This window comes from Erythrobacter sp. Alg231-14, assembly GCF_900149685.1.
Taxonomy (GTDB): Bacteria; Pseudomonadota; Alphaproteobacteria; order Sphingomonadales; family Sphingomonadaceae; genus Erythrobacter.
The window spans coordinates 857,242-872,491 of the sequence record NZ_LT702999.1 but is presented as its reverse complement, the minus strand read 5'-3'; the positions used below and the strand labels follow the sequence as shown (position 1 = coordinate 872,491).

Sequence of the window (15,250 nt, the reverse complement as noted above, 5' to 3'; positions counted from 1 at the left end):
CACCGCTGTGAATACCCTCACTGCTTGCTTTGACGCGGCGTGTGCTTACCTTTTCGAATCGAAGTACAGGAGAATTCGCGCACAACTATGAGCCGTCGCCCAACCAATGCCATCGATCCGGCCGCATTGCCCGATCCCATTCTTTCCGACCCACCGCGTCCCATCCATGCGAGACGCGCTCAGGCCGAAGTCAGCTTCGAAAACCAATCGCTCCTGACCGCTTTGTTTGGCCAGTTTGACGCCAATTTGGTTCAGGTTGAAAACCGCATCGGCGTCTTTATCCATGCTCGCGGCGACAAGGTCATGATCGAAGGGCCTGAGGACGCCGTCGCCCATGCGCGCGACACCCTCACCAGCATGTATGACCGGTTGGCCATGGGGCAGGATTTGGACGCAGGTGCGATTGAGGCGTTGATCGCGCAATCGGCGATGGCAACGAATGAACCGACATTGGACGGGATTGTTTCGGCGGATAAGAAAGAGCCGCCGATTATGATCCGCACCCGGCGCAAAACGATTGTGCCGCGATCCAACACGCAAACGACCTATATGCGCAGCCTTGTCCGCGATGATATTATCTTTGCGTTGGGGCCCGCGGGGACGGGTAAGACCTATCTTGCCGTGGCACAAGCGGTGAGCCAATTGATCAGCGGCAGTGTCCAGCGGTTGATCCTGTCGCGCCCGGCGGTTGAGGCGGGGGAGAAGCTCGGCTTTCTGCCCGGTGATATGAAAGACAAAGTCGATCCATATTTGCGCCCGCTCTACGATGCATTGAACGATTGCATGCCGCCCGAACAGGTGGAGCGCCGCATCGCCTCTGGAGAGATTGAGATAGCCCCAATCGCGTTTATGCGCGGCCGCACATTGGCCGATGCATTTGTGATTTTGGATGAGGCTCAAAACACCACGCGCGAACAGATGAAAATGTTTCTCACCCGGTTTGGTCAAAACAGCCGGATGGTGGTGTGCGGCGATCCTCGACAAGTCGATATTCCCGGCGGCGACCGGATGAGCGGCCTTGCCGATGCGGTTGACAAATTGGAGGGGACCGAAGGGTTCGGCACGATCCGATTTAGCGCCGCCGATGTCGTGCGGCATCCCATCGTTGGACGCATCGTTGAGGCATACGAAGGGTAGGGGGGGCTCGCAGGAGGATTACATGAAAATTCTCGCGGTTTTGATCTTTGTTCCGCTGCAGATTGTGTGGTTGCCGCTCACAATTCTGGGATCAATGATCGTTGGCTATCGTCAGCTAGTGATCAGCAGCCAGCTGGGCGTATCTCAAACCGCCGTTGAGATCATAAATGGCCGATGGGCGATGGATGCCTTTGGATTGCGAAAAGACGCGGCCGCACGGAAATTGGCCGACGCCATTCCCAACAATTCGGTCTTCGGCCTTTGGCTCGCTCTCTTTCCGATATGGATCGTCAGCAAGTTGTTTCGGATGCCGTTCTTGTATCCGACAATACCGTCGCCCGAAAACGCCAAACTTACGAATTTGGTGCCATCCAGAACTGTCGAATTCGATGCCCTGATTTCAACGAATGCAGAATCCTGTGCGCAATTGGTTATCCTGGGCGCGGGTTTGGATACGCGGGCCTATGGCCCGTTGAAACAAAGCGGTTTGGCGATTTACGAGCTTGATGAGCCTCTCACCCAAGCGCACAAAACTGCATCGTTAGAACAGGCTCAAATTGATGCCGGACATGTGCAATTTGTTGAGGTCGATTTTGGGGATCGCGATTGGTCCGATGCCCTTTTGGCCACCGATTTTGACCGGGAGAAAGCGACGATCTTTCTATGGGAAGGGGTCACGCTGTATTTGCCCGAAGATGCGGTGAAGGCGACGATCGCTTCTCTCAAAAACATCGCTCCCGCAGGCAGTGTTGTTTTGACTGATCTGTATTCGCAGCGTTTCGTGAAATTTGCGAAGGGCAAGGCAATCGGTTGGTCATTGGAAATGACCGGTGAAACCATGAATTTCGGTTTGGATTTTGCCTCCAATCCCGATGACACACTCAAACGGTTTGCCGATGGGAATGACGTGGGATTGGGCCACCATCAATGTTTGGGCGGTGCAAACAAGAACGGGCCCTTTGTCGCGATTGCAGAGTTTAGGCTGTAGCATTAGCCGGCGGACCCAATAATGGGCCCGCCGGAGTTTCTTAGGTCATGGCGATTTAGCCACTTAGGCGGCGGAATTGGCCACCATATCACGTTGCAGTGTGCGGCCCGCCAAAAGGTAATGCAGCGCAGCCCAGCCATACACACAGCTGAAGATAACAATCGACCATTGCAGGCCGCGCGCCTCAGCGCTTGAACACGCTTCCATCGCTTCGAGCTGTGCGCCCTGCAGAGCCGATTTCGCCTCTGGCGCCATGGACAGCAGTGGTTTGCAAGTCTCCAACGTCAGACCAAGCGCCTGACCGTCAAGGAATGCAGTTTTCAGCACCGTTGAAAGGACACCGATCACCGGGGGGCCGAGGCCGTAGCCGAGCAAGTTCACGACGAACAATGTGATCGCGACCGATGTCGCGCGCATCCTGCTGTCAACGACGCCGCTGGATACCGCATACATTGGCCCAAGGTAGAAATAGTGGATCATCGCCGCGATCATCAAAGCGGGAACAGCCAACCACAGGTTTTCCATCAAAAAGCCGAACGCATAGAGCGGCACCGATGCGCCCATGCCAAGAGCCGGCAGCCATGACAGCGCATTGGGATGCTTTTTCGAAATCCTGTCGGAAATCCAGCCCGAACTGAACACACCGATTGCCGCCATCACACCTAGAACAACGCCGTAGAGCAGCGAGGCCTCTTGGATGGTGAGTCCGTGCGTCCGCAACAGGAACGAGGTTGTGAATTGCCCTACGCCGTAGCCAACGAAAGATGCGAGCATCGCCCCAAATACAATATGCCGGTAAGCGGGTTTCTTGCTTAGGACTGCAAGCGCTTCTCTAAAGCTCACTTTCTCCAATCCCTGTAGGGCGGTTGGGTCGGTGTAGCCGCGCGGCGGCTCCTTAATGCTGCGCCACACGATCAGAGACAATAGCAGGCCCGGTACGCCGACCAGAACGAACGCAACGCGCCACCCTTCGACTTGCGACCAATCCAGATCGCCAAACATCCATCCGATGCCAATCGCATTGACCCATTCGCCGTATTGCGCCCCGTCAAGGCCGGCCAATTGCCCGCCAAAGATCGACGCCAACATCCCGCCGAGCGGCACGCCGAGCGCGTAGATAGAAACCGCCGTCGCGCGGCGAGATGGTACGAAGTAATCCGCGATCAGCGATTGAGCGGGCGGGGTGCAGCCCGCTTCGCCGATGCTAACGCCGATCCGAAACAGGAACAGCACCATAAACGACATGGCAAAGCCACAAAGCGCGGTGAACAAGCTCCAAACCGCGACAGCCGCGGCAATGATCGCAACGCGATTGTACCGTTCTGCGCCGCGCGCAATCGGGATGCCGATAAAGGTGTATAGAACGGCAAACGCTGGACCGCCGAGCAAGCCCATCTGCCAATCTTCCAATCCGAATGTGAGCTTGATCGGCTCAGTCAGGATGTTGATGATGGTGCGGTCGATAAAGTTGAAGATGTAAACGACCAACAATGCGCTGAGCACATAAGCGCGATAGCCGGGCGTTCCGAATCCTTCAGACGCAGGAGCAGCTTGATTTGGTGTAGCCACCGATGCTTCGGCCATTAATTTCCCCCAGATCCCATAACGGCGCCATGCCGGATGTTTTCCGGTCCTAGCGTCGCAGTTCTTTTTGTTCTTGGCCTGCACCTTCTGCGTATTTGCCTGTGAGGTAAAGACAAATGAGGCGAAGTTTATATTCCACCCCACGAATGACGGTCACCGTGATGAGCATTCGCGCGATATGGCCGCTTTCCTAGTGCGACTGGAATGATCTAAGGCGGATGAGATGACTGTTTTCACGATCTTAGCACTGCACCAGCAAGCCGCGCCTGACGGGCGAGGCATCCTGCCATTTGGGGCTGCACTTTATGCTGCTTGAAATTGATGTGGAGGGATGGCCCGCTCCGAGGCAGGCATGGGGCGATTGGGAGACCCTGGCAGAGCGCGCCGCCAAAGCGGCAGGTGGTGTTGCACCTGAGATTGCCCCCACGGTTGCAGACCAAGCCGACCCCAAATTGTTGGTGAGCGTTTTGTTCACGACCGATGCAGAAGTTCATGCGCTCAACCGGGAATGGCGGGATCGTGACAAGCCGACCAATGTTCTTAGTTTTCCGATGATGGAGCGCAATGCGTTGCTGGCTCTAACGCCAGACGGACCGCCGGAAATGTTAGGCGATATCGCGCTTGCGTATGAAACTTGCGCCCGCGAAGCCAAAGAGAAAGGCGTCTCTATCGAAGCGCATGCGGTCCATCTGATCATTCATGGATTGTTGCATTTGGCCGGGCACGATCATGTGCACAGCGATGCTGAAGCCGAAGCAATGGAGGCGTTGGAGATAGCGGCCCTTGCAAAACTGGGTGTGTGTGACCCATATGCAGATCGTGACGTAAAGGAGTGAACATTTAGGGCCATGCCCGATTCTCAATCCCCCGCCGGAGACGCGGAGAGTAGCAGCGGGCTTTGGCTCGCAATCAAACGCAAGCTTGGCCTCGCCGATAGCGATCGGTCGCTGCGCGCACAGCTTGAAGAAGCCATTGATGAGCACGAAGGCGAGGTCGACACTCAAGCCGAAGATGCCGACGGCAATGGTGATCTTTCCACAACAGAGCGGCAAATGCTGCGCAATCTGCTGCATTTTTCGGAACATGATGCCGATGATGTCGCTGTTCCGCGTGGAGAAATCGTTGCGGTCGATGCCGCGCTGGCATGGGATGACCTAGTCACCTCGTTTAGCGAAAGCGGCCATTCCCGCATGCCGGTTTATCGCGATCAGCTCGATAATGTGGTTGGCATGATCCATATAAAGGACGTGTTCGGATATTTGGCCAGCGGCACAAAACCACCGCGCGATTGGACCGTCTTGATGCGCCAACCTTTGTACGTGCCACAATCGCGCGGTGCGTTGGACGTGCTGGCCGATATGCGCGCCCGCCGGGTGCACTTGGCGATTGTGCTTGATGAATTTTCGGGAACCGATGGTCTCATCACGATCGAAGATCTCGTCGAAGAGATTGTCGGTGAAATCGAAGATGAGCATGATGAAACGCCAGAGGCTCTCATCGTACCGATTGGTGATGGGATGTGGGATTGCGATGCCCGGGCCGAATTGGACGATGTGGCCGAGACGGTCGATCCAAGGTTGGGCGAAGTGGAAGAAGCGGTCGACACGTTGGGCGGGCTCGCCTTCGTTTTAGCAGAGGCGGTGCCGCCGGTGGGTGCGTCGTTAAAACACCCAAGCGGATGGATGATCGAAGTGACCGGCGGTGATGAAACGCATGTAACCCGCCTGCGCCTGCATTCGCCCGATAGCGAAACGGCTTTGAACGAAAATGCGAGCGCATCATCTGCGAGCGAATTGCAATAACTGCACCTCGCAAAGATTTTTTTTGAAAAACCTTCCGCTTTTTGCATCTGACTTGCCACACAAAGCGTATCTGTCGTGGTAAAGGAGCTTCTACAATGCCGTCACGTCGTCTTCCTCCCCTGCGCGCTCTCGAAGCGTTCATGCGCACCGTGCGATTGGGTTCGGCACGCGCCGCCGCAGAGGAGATTGGATTGAGCCCGTCCGCTTTGTCGCGGCGAATAACCAATCTCGAAGAATTTGTAGGGAAGAAGTTGTTCACGCGGGCGCGGCAATCAATGCAGCTAACCGATGAAGGGCAGGCTTTTTACGAAGCGGTGAACCCGCATCTGGAATCTTTGACCCGCGCGGTAGAGAGCCAATCAGATAACATATCGCTGTTGCGATTGCGTTTGGGCGTGTTGCCGATGTTCGGGAGCCAACGTCTGTTCCCGCGGCTGGGTGAATTGCGCAAACGACATCCTTTGCTGCACATCGACATCGACACAGCACCTCATTTGGAAGATCGCGTGGGCGACACGTTGGACGCGGCGATCATCTTATCGCGCGGCCCGGCAAGCGGGTTGCACGCGGTGCGCCTCGATCACAATCTTGTGCACGCAATCTGTTCCAAAGATGTGGCGATTTCTGTGGGTGATACCGTCAATGATGAAAGCTTGGCCAAGCAGACATTCCTGATCCACAATGAACTGCCGGAAAGCTTCGTCGCGTGGAAAAAAGCGAATGATCTTGATGAGATGGAACCCGCCGCGATTGACCATTACGATTCCGGTCAATTGATGTTGGAAGCAGCCGCCCAAGGATTGGGCATTGCGATCATGCATGACGATCACTTGCGCCGCGCGGCGGATAACCGATTGACCAATTTGCCCGGTGTCGAGGTGCAGAGCCCGTACAGCTATTGGTTCGTGTGCAAACCAACCGCTCTAGAAATGCGGCCCGTCCGTTTGTTCCATGACTGGTTGGTGCGCGCGGGACTCTAACCCGCCTTAGACATCGGTTCGCTGCCGGTCACACTTCGGTGTCGGTGGGAACGGTCAACTTCACGCCCACACCCTGTGTCGCGTCGCCCTTTTCATAGCGGATAGGCGCCACGTCATGCGCGAATTTACGCAAGGGCTTTCCCAGCGCTTCACAAAGCGCCTCTTCGATGCGGCGGCGTGATTCTTGTCCAATGGCCTTTCGCCCGCGAAAATCCGAAGGGCTAAACGGTTCGAGGAATTCGACCTTAAGTGGAAAGGTTCCTTTTCGCGCCAACACCCGTTTGGCGTTGTTGAGCCCGTCTTCGTCGCCGATCCAGCCAATCCATTCCGCGACCGAGCCGTAATCTAGCAAGACCGGTTGAACCATCACGCCCGGCGGAGGAGGCTCCAATACAGACAGCATGCTGGTCTTGAACGGCAAAAGCGATTGGCCGTCCGTCGTTGTCCCTTCGGGAAAGACCGTCACAGCCCAATTGTCGGCTAAGGCTTCCTTCAATGCGTTGATTTGTTCCGCCACGCCCATCCGGTGTTCGCGTTTCACAAACACCGTTCTGTTGAGTGATGCGAGCCAGCCGACCAACGGTGCGCTAGCCAATTCCGCTTTGGCGACGAACGCCGTGCCACACGCGCCCGCCATCGACAAAATATCAAGCCAAGACACATGGTTCGCCACATAGAACACGTCGCGTTTAAGGTGGGTGCCTTTGACTTCGACTTTGGCCCCCGAAATGCGCGCGGCATAGCGTAGGAAAAGCATGGGGAAGGGCGAGCCATAGGCAAAGACGCGGTACAGATAATGCATCGGCACAAATGCAATCAACAAGAACAACAATGCGGACGCACGTCGGGCTATTCTAAACCAACCTCGGATCGAAATCGGGGTGGTTTCCCCGCGCGCCGCGGCGACCCGCAATTCCCACGCTTTGTTTTCGGTGGGGGCTTCTGTCCCGGTCGTCTCGGCGGTGTCCGACATGATTGTTATCAATTCTCTCGCGACAAACGAACGCCGTACAATTCCATCCGGTGGTCCACGAGGCGATAGCCCAGTTTCTCAGCGATCTGGCGTTGCAAAGCCTCAACCTCGGGATCGACGAATTCGACCACTTTGCCGGTTTCGACATCGATGAGATGATCGTGATGCGCTTCGGGCACAGGTTCATAGCGCGATCGGCCATCGCCGAAATCGTGGCGATCCAAAATGCCGGCCTCTTCAAACAGGCGCACGGTGCGATACACGGTGGCGATGGAGATTTTGGCATCCACTGCAGAGGCGCGCTGGTGCAGCAATTCTACGTCAGGATGGTCGTCGCTTTCGGAAAGGACTTTCGCGATCACCCGGCGTTGTTCTGTAATCCGCAGGCCTTTTTCAGCGCAGAGCTGTTCGAGGTCGATTTTCTGGTTCAAGCGATCACTTCCCTAAAAATTAGGCCAGCAAGAGACTGGGCCACTACCAATATAGGCCTTCGCAAAAACGCATGCCCAACGGGGCAAGCCTTGGGCGACCTTTAGCCAGAGCGGGCTCATTGCTCAAGCTTCAGACGAACAACGCCCCCAGCTGCGTTAAAAGCCAGGGGCGTCGAATCTCAGTTTTGCTTCTGATTATTTGACCTTGCGGCGACCGCGACCGGTGCCCGGCTTACGGCCAAGGCCGATTTTCTTTGCAAGATCCCGACGCTTTTCGGCGTAGTTGGGAGCAACCATCGGGTAATCTGATGGCAGGTTCCAACGCGCGCGGTATTCTTCGGGGGTCATGTCGTAATTGGTGCGCAGATACCGTTTCAACATCTTCAATTTCTTGCCGTCTTCGAGGCAAACGATGTAATCAGGTTTAACCGAAGCACGGATTGATACAGCCGGTTCAGGGCGGACATCTTCGGGTTCGGCTTCTTCTCCAAGACCAGAGAGTGCGCCGTAAACATTGGTGATCAGACCAGGAACCGCATCAACTTGCACATCATTGTTGCTAAGGTGAGCGGCGACGATGTCGCTGGTTAGTGTGATGAGAGTTTCTTTCATCTCGATTTCCAAATTTTGCATAGCCAGAGTTCCTCACGTGTTTTTTAATTCGGATTTTTCCGATGAAACGCGCATGGCCGACAAATGGATATTTTGCAAGTAGGCGGGGTGCATACTTGTGTTGGATTTCGATGTATTGATGATTACTTATGATATGTTGTAAATTAAAGTTTCACGCCAAAAGTAATGGCGTCCACCCGTGACCCGTCGGATAGTGTGTAATATTTAAGTCTCTCACCGATAGGTTCAAATCCGAGCTTTTGATAAAGATGGATTGCTGGATTACCACGACGCATCTCTAGAAACATACGTTCTATGCCCCGGTTACGGGAAGTTTTTAATAATCGGTCAATTAACTTCTGTCCTAAACCTCGGCCGCGACATTCCGGTAAAACCGCAATCAACAACAATTCTTCTTCATCGGCGGCGTGACGGGTTAAGACAAAGCCGGCCGCTTCATTTGGAACAGAGATGTCTTCTTCGATTGCGTTGCCGTTGATGTCGACAACGATCGCATGCGTGTTGGGCATCGTAAGCGCATCGGCGACCTGACGGTGGTTCCACGCCTCTCCAAACATCGGATCAAACGCCTGATTCATCACGGTCATGATGCGCATGACAGTTTCGGGGGACGCGGTCATTGTTGTTTCGACTTTTGCGGAACGGCGTCAGGCGCCCGTCCATAGATCGGGGCGAGATCAGCCGTCAGGCAGCCCTCATGCAGCAACCCGATCTTGCCCGCATCGGGCAACAGGTCGAGCGCTAGAGTCGTGTCTTTACCGATCAGGTCGGCCAATTGCTGGGCGCGATTGCCGACAATCACATCATGGCGACAGGCCAAGACCGCATCTTGAGGGGTAAGAGAGCGATGGTCGTCTTGGGGGGTAACGCCATCGAAGTTTTGGACAAACCATTCTCCGTGACCGCCGTTCATGCACACGGTCACCGGCCGTGGTCGCGGTTGCCATGCGCGAACGGACACTAGGGCGAGGGTCGGGTAACCAAAGACGGGAATGTTCCAAGCCACGCCAAGAGCGCGAGCGGTTGCAATGCCAATGCGCACACCGGTAAAACTGCCGGGGCCAAGGGAGACAAGAATGCGATCTGCGCGCCCTTTGTCGGGCAAGTCGGCGATCATAGGGACCAACGCCTCGGCGTGTCCGCGTCCCAGAACCTGATGATCAAGCGCAACGGTCTTTGTGCCGTCAAACATCGCAACGGAACACGCCTCGCTGGCGGTTTCGATGGCTAGAGTTCGCCCGGAAAACTGCATAGGTCCCGTATCTTGCATGGTGTCCTGCATCTTCAGGCGCGATGCCTCAGCCGATCCGACTGCGCAAGCAAGAGTTCAGCGCTTACGCCGCGCGCACTTCGCTTACTTCAGGGATGTAGTGGGTCAACAAACTCTCGATCCCTTGTTTCAACGTCGCCGTACTGGATGGGCACCCGGCACACGCGCCTTGCAATGTCAGATAAACGACGCCTTCGCTAAACCCGCGATACGCAATGTCGCCGCCATCGCCGGCAACCGCAGGGCGGACGCGTGTTTCCAAAAGCTCTTGAATGGATGCGATGACTTCGGCGTCTTCAGCGCGGTCTTCAACGACCAATTCGATGTCTTCGGCAGGAACGGAAATGCCATCTGCGCTGCCACCGACAAACAACGGGGCCTCGGATACGAAATGATCGAGCAGGATGGTCACGACCTGTGATTTCAACGCGCCCCAATCTGCGCCGGGCGCGGCGGTTACCGTCACGAATTCCCAACCGTAAAACACATTCACCACTTCGCCCGTGTCAAAGATCGCCTGCGCCAAGGGGCTGATCTCTGCCGCTTCGGGAGAGGAAAATTCGCGTGTGCCCGACGCCATAACCGGGCGACCCGGCAGGAATTTGAGGCTGGATGGGTTTGGTGTGGTTTCGGTCTCTATGAACATGTCGCCATAGATAGGGTGCGCATTGTCTGGGGGCAATGGTAGAGAACAGGGCGTTGGGGCAAGGTGACGATACTTTGCACACATTCACTGGTCCTTCATGGCTGGTGTCCCTATAACGGGGCTATGAATCTGATTATCCGGGCAACCGTCGCCCTCTCCGTCATCGCTGCGCCTGTCGCTTTGGTCATTCCTGCTTTGGCGCAGGAGGCACCATCGGCGCCGCCGGCACCTCCTGAGATCCCTGCGCCAACTGCGTTGCAGGCAGAAGGTGAGACGCCTTGGCTGTATGAAGGGAGCAATGTCCCTGTTGATGACGAATGGCTGTTTGGTCAGATGGACAACGGCCTGCGATACGCCGTCCGCCGCAATGGCGTGCCGCCGCGCCAAATGTCAGTTCGTGTCCGCGTTGATGCAGGATCGCTGCACGAAGAAGACAGCGAACAAGGGTTTGCGCACCTTTTGGAACACCTCTTGTTTCGAGAAAGCAAATATCTCGGTCAAGCCGAAGCCATCGCCGCATGGCAACGTTTGGGTGCGACATTCGGCAGCGATGCCAACGCAGAAACCAGTCCGACTCACACCGCATACAAATTGGACATCCCTGATATTGATCAGGCCAAATTGTATGAAAGTTTCCGCCTGCTTTCCGGAATGATCCGAGAACCCGTTCTGAGCGATGAGAACGTCGACGCAGAACGCCCGATCGTCCTTGCCGAAAAACGCGAGCGGGGCGGGGCGTCGCAACGGGTCAGCGACCTTACCCGGCGCACTTTCTTTGCCGGTCAACGGCTTGCCACTCGCAATCCGATCGGCACCGTTGAAACATTGGAAGGCGCGACAGGAGCATCCGTCAACGCGTTTTACCAACGGTGGTACCGCCCGGAAAACACGGTAATCGTGGTGGCCGGTGATGCCGATCCATTGGTTTTGGCCGGATTGGTTGAACAATGGTTTGGCGATTGGGAAGGGACCGGAGAGCCTGGCGTGGCGCCCGATTTTGGCGATCCCGTTGTGCCACAAGGTGCACCGATTGCGGCGGGCACTGGATTGCCGATTGGCGATCTTGGCGTTGCGGTTGAACCCGATCTGCCGCGCAGTTTGACCTATGCAATCATGCGGCCTTGGCGCAAAGTTGACGATACGATCGTCTACAATGAAGGGCTCTTGCTCGACGCTCTGTCCCAATCGATCATCAATCGCCGTTTGGAAACGCGCGCGCGTGCTGGAGGATCGTATCTCTACGCTCAGGTGCAACAGGATGATGTGTCGCGTTCCACCGACGCGACATTTGTCACCTTCGCGCCGCTGACAACCGATTGGCAGGCGGCTTTGGCCGATGTGCGCGGTGTGATTGCCGACGCCATCACCAACCCACCAACACAAGAAGAGATCGATCGCGAAGCTGCTGAATTTGACGTGGCCTTTGCCAATTCGGTTGAACAAGCCCCGGTCCAAGCCGGGCGCGACCTGGCCAACAATTTGGTGAATGCGGTCGATATCCGCGAAACCGTGGCCAGCCCTCAAGTTGTTCTGGACGTGTGGCGCGGCATGACCGATCGGCTGAATCCCCAAGAGGTTCAGGCCCGCACGAGCGCCCTTTTCTCAGGCGATGTTATGCGATCGGTCTATGTCACGCCCAGCATTGGCGAAGCGGATGAAGGCGCGCTTGGCCTTGCATTGGCCAACGAAGTGATGGTGGACGACACCGCACGTTTGGCGGCGCAAAGCCTGTCGTTCGATGATCTTCCGCCGATTGGTGAAGCGGGACAAGTTACCGAACAAGGGCCGTTGGGCATTTTGGAAGTGGAACAGATCGCATTCGACAACGGCGTTCGCGCGTTGTTGTGGGCCAATGACGCAGAGCCCGGCCGGGTGACGGTGCGGGTTCGATTTGGCGCGGGCTATCGCGCCTTTGATGAAGACAGCGCAGTCTATGCGCCCATAGGTCAAATGGCCTTGGTGGGATCGGGCATCGGTGAGCTGGGTCAGAACGAGTTGGATCGTCTGGGCACCGGGCGTAAGCTGGGGTTTGAATTCGGGATCAGCGATGCGGTCTTTACATTCACCGCGCAAACCCGGTCCGATGATGTGGCCGATCAATTGTATTTGTTCGCAGCAAAATTGGGCACTCCGCGGTGGGACGAAGATCCCGTGATCCGTGCACGGGCTGCGGCGGAGCTGGCCTACAACACATATTCGACCAGTCCGGGCGCCGTGTTGAACCGCGATCTTGAATTCATCTCGACCAACAACGATCCACGTTTTGCGACGCCAACACCCGAAATGTTGGATGGGGTCACACCCGAAGGTTTCCGTGAAGTGTGGGAGCCTTTGTTGTCGCAGGGCCCCGTCGAAGTCTTGGTCTTTGGCGAATTTGATCGCGATGCGATTGTTGCCAAACTGGGCGAGACGTTTGGCGCATTGCCCGAACGCACACCGATCGCGCCTGACGTGGCTGCTCGCGTTCCTGCCTTTGCGGCGAACACCGGCGCTCCAACGGTTTTGACCCATCGCGGTGATGCCAATCAAGCGGCGGCTGTGATCGCATGGCCCAGCGGCGGTGGCATGGCGAGTATTCGCGAATCGCGCCAACTCGAAATTCTGGTTCAGATATTCAACAATCGTTTGTTGGAGGCGCTGCGGGAACGGTTGGGTGCCAGCTATTCCCCGCAAGTGTGGTCAAATTGGCCATCGGATATTGCGAGCGGCGGTCGGATCACCGCTTTGGCCCAAATGGAGCCGGCCTATGTGCCGATCTTCTTTGCCGAAGCGGATCGCATCGCGCGCGACCTGGCGGCCAACCCGCCTACCGATGATGAAATCACGCGCGTAACCGAACCATTGAGCCAACGCGTTCGCCGCGCATCAACCGGCAATCAATTCTGGCTCTACAACCTAGAAGGCGCCAGCTTTGACCCGCAACGCGTTGATCTGCTTCGATCTTTGCTGTCAGACTTTTCGCAAACCAGCCCGCGCGTAATGCGGTTCTTGGCCGGCCGTTATTTCGCCCAACGTGCGCCTTTGAAATTGGCGGTGATCCCGGAAGGTCAGGAATTGGCGAGCGCTCCCGAAGGCCCGATTGGTCCCGTCATCAATCCGCCATCGGCACCCGCAGTGCGGTCGGTCCCGGGCGTTTCGGGGCGGTAACTCTCCTACGCGATGGGTGCGGTCCGACCGGCCCGCCGGGCGCGCAAAGGCGATCGACGCGGCCGAGAAATCGGCGGATGCGATTTGAGTGTTCGTGAAATAAAGTTGTCGCAATGCACCATTCGGCTTTACATATAGAACGTGCGCGCTAATCCGCGCTGCCCCTTATTTGAAAAGAGATTGATTGACCGTGGCCCAGAATTGGAACCCGACGAGCTGGAAAGAGCACGAAGCGCGGCATTTGCCGCATTACGAAGACGCCGCCGAATTGGCCGAAGCCGAGGCGACGTTGGACGCTTATCCGCCCTTGGTTTTTGCCGGTGAGGCGCGGGCACTAAAATCGGATCTGGCCGAAGTGGCCAATGGCCGCGCGTTCCTGTTGCAGGGCGGCGATTGCGCAGAAAGCTTTGCCGAATTCCATCCCAACAACATTCGCGATACATTCCGCGTGTTGCTGCAAATGGCGGTTGTGATGACATTCGCCAGCAAACGGCCCGTGGTGAAGGTCGGTCGCATGGCCGGACAATTCGCCAAGCCGCGCAGCTCACCCACAGAAACAATCGGCGATGTGACCCTGCCAAGTTACCTTGGTGATAACATCAACGGCATCGATTTTGACGCGGCCCAACGGCGCAACGATCCAGGCCGGATGGTGCGCGCCTATTCGCAAGCGGCTTCAACATTGAATTTGCTGCGCGCATTTGCCGGTGGCGGTTACGCCAATTTGCGTCAGGTGCACCAATGGACGCTCGATTTCATGGGACGCACCCCATGGACAGAGAAATTCGCAGAGACCGCCGACCGTATCGGCGAATCGCTCGATTTCATGGAAGCGTGCGGCATCGACCCAGCGACGGTCCCACAACTTCAAGGCACCAATTTCTACACCAGCCACGAAGGTCTGTTGCTGCCGTATGAGCAAGCCTTGACCCGTCAAGATTCACTGACCGGTGATTGGTACGCGACCAGCGCACATATGCTTTGGATTGGTGATCGGACCCGGTTCCCCGGCAGCGCGCATATTGAATTCGCGCGCGGCATTGGCAATCCACTCGGCATGAAATGCGGTCCAAGCCTTGAGCCTGACGCCCTGCTTGAATTGTTGGATATCTTGAACCCGAATCGCGAAGCAGGCCGGATCACTTTGATCAGCCGTTTTGGTCACGACAAGGTTGAAGACGGTCTGCCGAAATTGGTCCGGGCGGTGAAACGCGAAGGCCACCCGGTCGTGTGGAGCTGTGATCCGATGCATGGCAATGTTGTGAAATCGGACACCGGTTTCAAAACGCGCCCGTTCGATCGAATCCTCACCGAAGCGCGCGGCTTCTTTGCCGTGCATCGCGCCGAGGGAACGCATCCTGGCGGCATTCACATCGAAATGACCGGCCAAGACGTCACCGAATGTGTTGGCGGCGCAGTCGCGATCACAGAAGAACGTTTGGGCGATCGCTATCACACCCATTGCGATCCCCGCCTCAATGCAGAGCAATCGCTTGAACTGGCATTCGCTCTGGCGGAAATGTTGAACACCGAAGTGAACGAACAACGGGCCGCCGACGCGGCATAAACGCGGCGGCTTGTCGCCGCCGTGTCCTTTTTGTTCGGGGCATAACCGTCCTTACGTGACAGTCCCTATGGTGGTGTGCTGCTGGCGGACAC

At 56.5% G+C, this 15,250-nt stretch carries 14 protein-coding genes; 7 read left to right on the top strand and 7 right to left on the bottom strand.

The window, feature by feature from the left end; genetic code table 11:
- Positions 1-87 precede the first annotated feature (87 nt).
- Both BQ8290_RS04135 and BQ8290_RS04130 read left to right on the top strand, forming a co-directional pair.
- Entirely contained in the window at positions 88-1,137 is a 1,050-nt protein-coding gene (locus BQ8290_RS04135) for a PhoH family protein (protein WP_108787880.1), read from the top strand.
- Positions 1,138-1,159: 22 nt separating this feature from the next.
- Positions 1,160-2,125, top strand: coding sequence for a class I SAM-dependent methyltransferase (locus tag BQ8290_RS04130; RefSeq protein ID WP_337660985.1), 966 nt, complete (start codon positions 1,160-1,162; stop codon positions 2,123-2,125).
- A gap of 63 nt (positions 2,126-2,188) precedes the next feature.
- Here BQ8290_RS04130 and BQ8290_RS04125 read toward each other — a convergent pair whose 3' ends face one another.
- Entirely contained in the window at positions 2,189-3,709 is a 1,521-nt protein-coding gene (locus BQ8290_RS04125; RefSeq protein WP_108787876.1) for an MFS transporter, read from the bottom strand.
- Positions 3,710-4,014: 305 nt separating this feature from the next.
- Between BQ8290_RS04125 and ybeY the strand changes: the two genes are divergently transcribed.
- From ybeY to BQ8290_RS04110, 3 genes are all read left to right on the top strand, one after another.
- The gene (gene ybeY, locus BQ8290_RS04120; protein WP_108787874.1) at positions 4,015-4,545 is read left to right on the top strand and encodes an rRNA maturation RNase YbeY; all 531 of its coding nucleotides are present in this window, start codon (positions 4,015-4,017) and stop codon (positions 4,543-4,545) included.
- Positions 4,546-4,557: 12 nt separating this feature from the next.
- A complete protein-coding gene (locus tag BQ8290_RS04115; RefSeq protein ID WP_108787872.1) occupies positions 4,558-5,511 on the top strand; it encodes a transporter associated domain-containing protein in 954 nt (317 codons plus the stop codon).
- A 95-nt stretch (positions 5,512-5,606) separates the two neighbouring features.
- Positions 5,607-6,491, top strand: a complete 885-nt coding sequence (locus BQ8290_RS04110) for a LysR substrate-binding domain-containing protein (RefSeq protein ID WP_108787870.1) — start codon at positions 5,607-5,609, stop codon at positions 6,489-6,491.
- A gap of 28 nt (positions 6,492-6,519) precedes the next feature.
- Here BQ8290_RS04110 and BQ8290_RS04105 read toward each other — a convergent pair whose 3' ends face one another.
- The 6 genes from BQ8290_RS04105 to BQ8290_RS04080 form a co-directional block, all read right to left on the bottom strand.
- The gene (locus BQ8290_RS04105) at positions 6,520-7,464 is read right to left on the bottom strand and encodes a 1-acyl-sn-glycerol-3-phosphate acyltransferase (protein ID WP_108787868.1); all 945 of its coding nucleotides are present in this window, start codon (positions 7,462-7,464) and stop codon (positions 6,520-6,522) included.
- Positions 7,465-7,472: 8 nt separating this feature from the next.
- A complete protein-coding gene (locus tag BQ8290_RS04100; protein WP_108787866.1) occupies positions 7,473-7,895 on the bottom strand; it encodes a transcriptional repressor in 423 nt (140 codons plus the stop codon).
- Between the two features lie 195 nt (positions 7,896-8,090).
- On the bottom strand, positions 8,091-8,528 hold the full coding sequence (locus BQ8290_RS04095; protein WP_108787864.1) for a MucR family transcriptional regulator: 438 nt from the start codon (positions 8,526-8,528) through the stop codon (positions 8,091-8,093).
- A 143-nt stretch (positions 8,529-8,671) separates the two neighbouring features.
- Positions 8,672-9,148, bottom strand: a complete 477-nt coding sequence (locus tag BQ8290_RS04090) for a GNAT family N-acetyltransferase (RefSeq protein WP_337660984.1) — start codon at positions 9,146-9,148, stop codon at positions 8,672-8,674.
- Positions 9,145-9,798: a tRNA (adenosine(37)-N6)-threonylcarbamoyltransferase complex dimerization subunit type 1 TsaB gene (gene tsaB / locus BQ8290_RS04085; RefSeq protein WP_337660983.1), complete on the bottom strand. Its 654-nt coding sequence runs from the start codon at positions 9,796-9,798 to the stop codon at positions 9,145-9,147. Before tsaB ends, BQ8290_RS04090 begins: the two co-directional genes overlap by 4 nt.
- A gap of 64 nt (positions 9,799-9,862) precedes the next feature.
- Entirely contained in the window at positions 9,863-10,444 is a 582-nt protein-coding gene (locus tag BQ8290_RS04080; protein WP_108787862.1) for a NifU family protein, read from the bottom strand.
- A gap of 123 nt (positions 10,445-10,567) precedes the next feature.
- On the opposite strand from BQ8290_RS04080, the gene BQ8290_RS04075 reads away from it, so the two are divergent.
- The gene (locus tag BQ8290_RS04075) at positions 10,568-13,591 is read left to right on the top strand and encodes an insulinase family protein (protein ID WP_108787860.1); all 3,024 of its coding nucleotides are present in this window, start codon (positions 10,568-10,570) and stop codon (positions 13,589-13,591) included.
- Positions 13,592-13,781: 190 nt separating this feature from the next.
- A complete protein-coding gene (locus BQ8290_RS04070; RefSeq protein WP_108787858.1) occupies positions 13,782-15,158 on the top strand; it encodes a class II 3-deoxy-7-phosphoheptulonate synthase in 1,377 nt (458 codons plus the stop codon).
- Positions 15,159-15,250: the final 92 nt, after the last annotated feature.

What these genes read in the sequence shown, in the direction of transcription:
- ybeY (WP_108787874.1), top strand. Translation starts at nt 4,015, where the DNA reads ATGCTGCTTGAAATTGATGTGGAGGGATGGCCCGCTCCGAGGCAGGCA.
- BQ8290_RS04090 (WP_337660984.1), bottom strand. Translation starts at nt 9,148, where the DNA reads ATGACCGCGTCCCCCGAAACTGTCATGCGCATCATGACCGTGATGAAT.
- BQ8290_RS04105 (WP_108787868.1), bottom strand. Translation starts at nt 7,464, where the DNA reads ATGTCGGACACCGCCGAGACGACCGGGACAGAAGCCCCCACCGAAAAC.
- BQ8290_RS04095 (WP_108787864.1), bottom strand. Translation starts at nt 8,528, where the DNA reads ATGCAAAATTTGGAAATCGAGATGAAAGAAACTCTCATCACACTAACC.
- BQ8290_RS04075 (WP_108787860.1), top strand. Translation starts at nt 10,568, where the DNA reads ATGAATCTGATTATCCGGGCAACCGTCGCCCTCTCCGTCATCGCTGCG.
- BQ8290_RS04130 (WP_337660985.1), top strand. Translation starts at nt 1,160, where the DNA reads ATGAAAATTCTCGCGGTTTTGATCTTTGTTCCGCTGCAGATTGTGTGG.
- BQ8290_RS04125 (WP_108787876.1), bottom strand. Translation starts at nt 3,709, where the DNA reads ATGGCCGAAGCATCGGTGGCTACACCAAATCAAGCTGCTCCTGCGTCT.
- BQ8290_RS04135 (WP_108787880.1), top strand. Translation starts at nt 88, where the DNA reads ATGAGCCGTCGCCCAACCAATGCCATCGATCCGGCCGCATTGCCCGAT.
- BQ8290_RS04080 (WP_108787862.1), bottom strand. Translation starts at nt 10,444, where the DNA reads ATGTTCATAGAGACCGAAACCACACCAAACCCATCCAGCCTCAAATTC.
- BQ8290_RS04115 (WP_108787872.1), top strand. Translation starts at nt 4,558, where the DNA reads ATGCCCGATTCTCAATCCCCCGCCGGAGACGCGGAGAGTAGCAGCGGG.
- BQ8290_RS04110 (WP_108787870.1), top strand. Translation starts at nt 5,607, where the DNA reads ATGCCGTCACGTCGTCTTCCTCCCCTGCGCGCTCTCGAAGCGTTCATG.
- tsaB (WP_337660983.1), bottom strand. Translation starts at nt 9,798, where the DNA reads ATGCAAGATACGGGACCTATGCAGTTTTCCGGGCGAACTCTAGCCATC.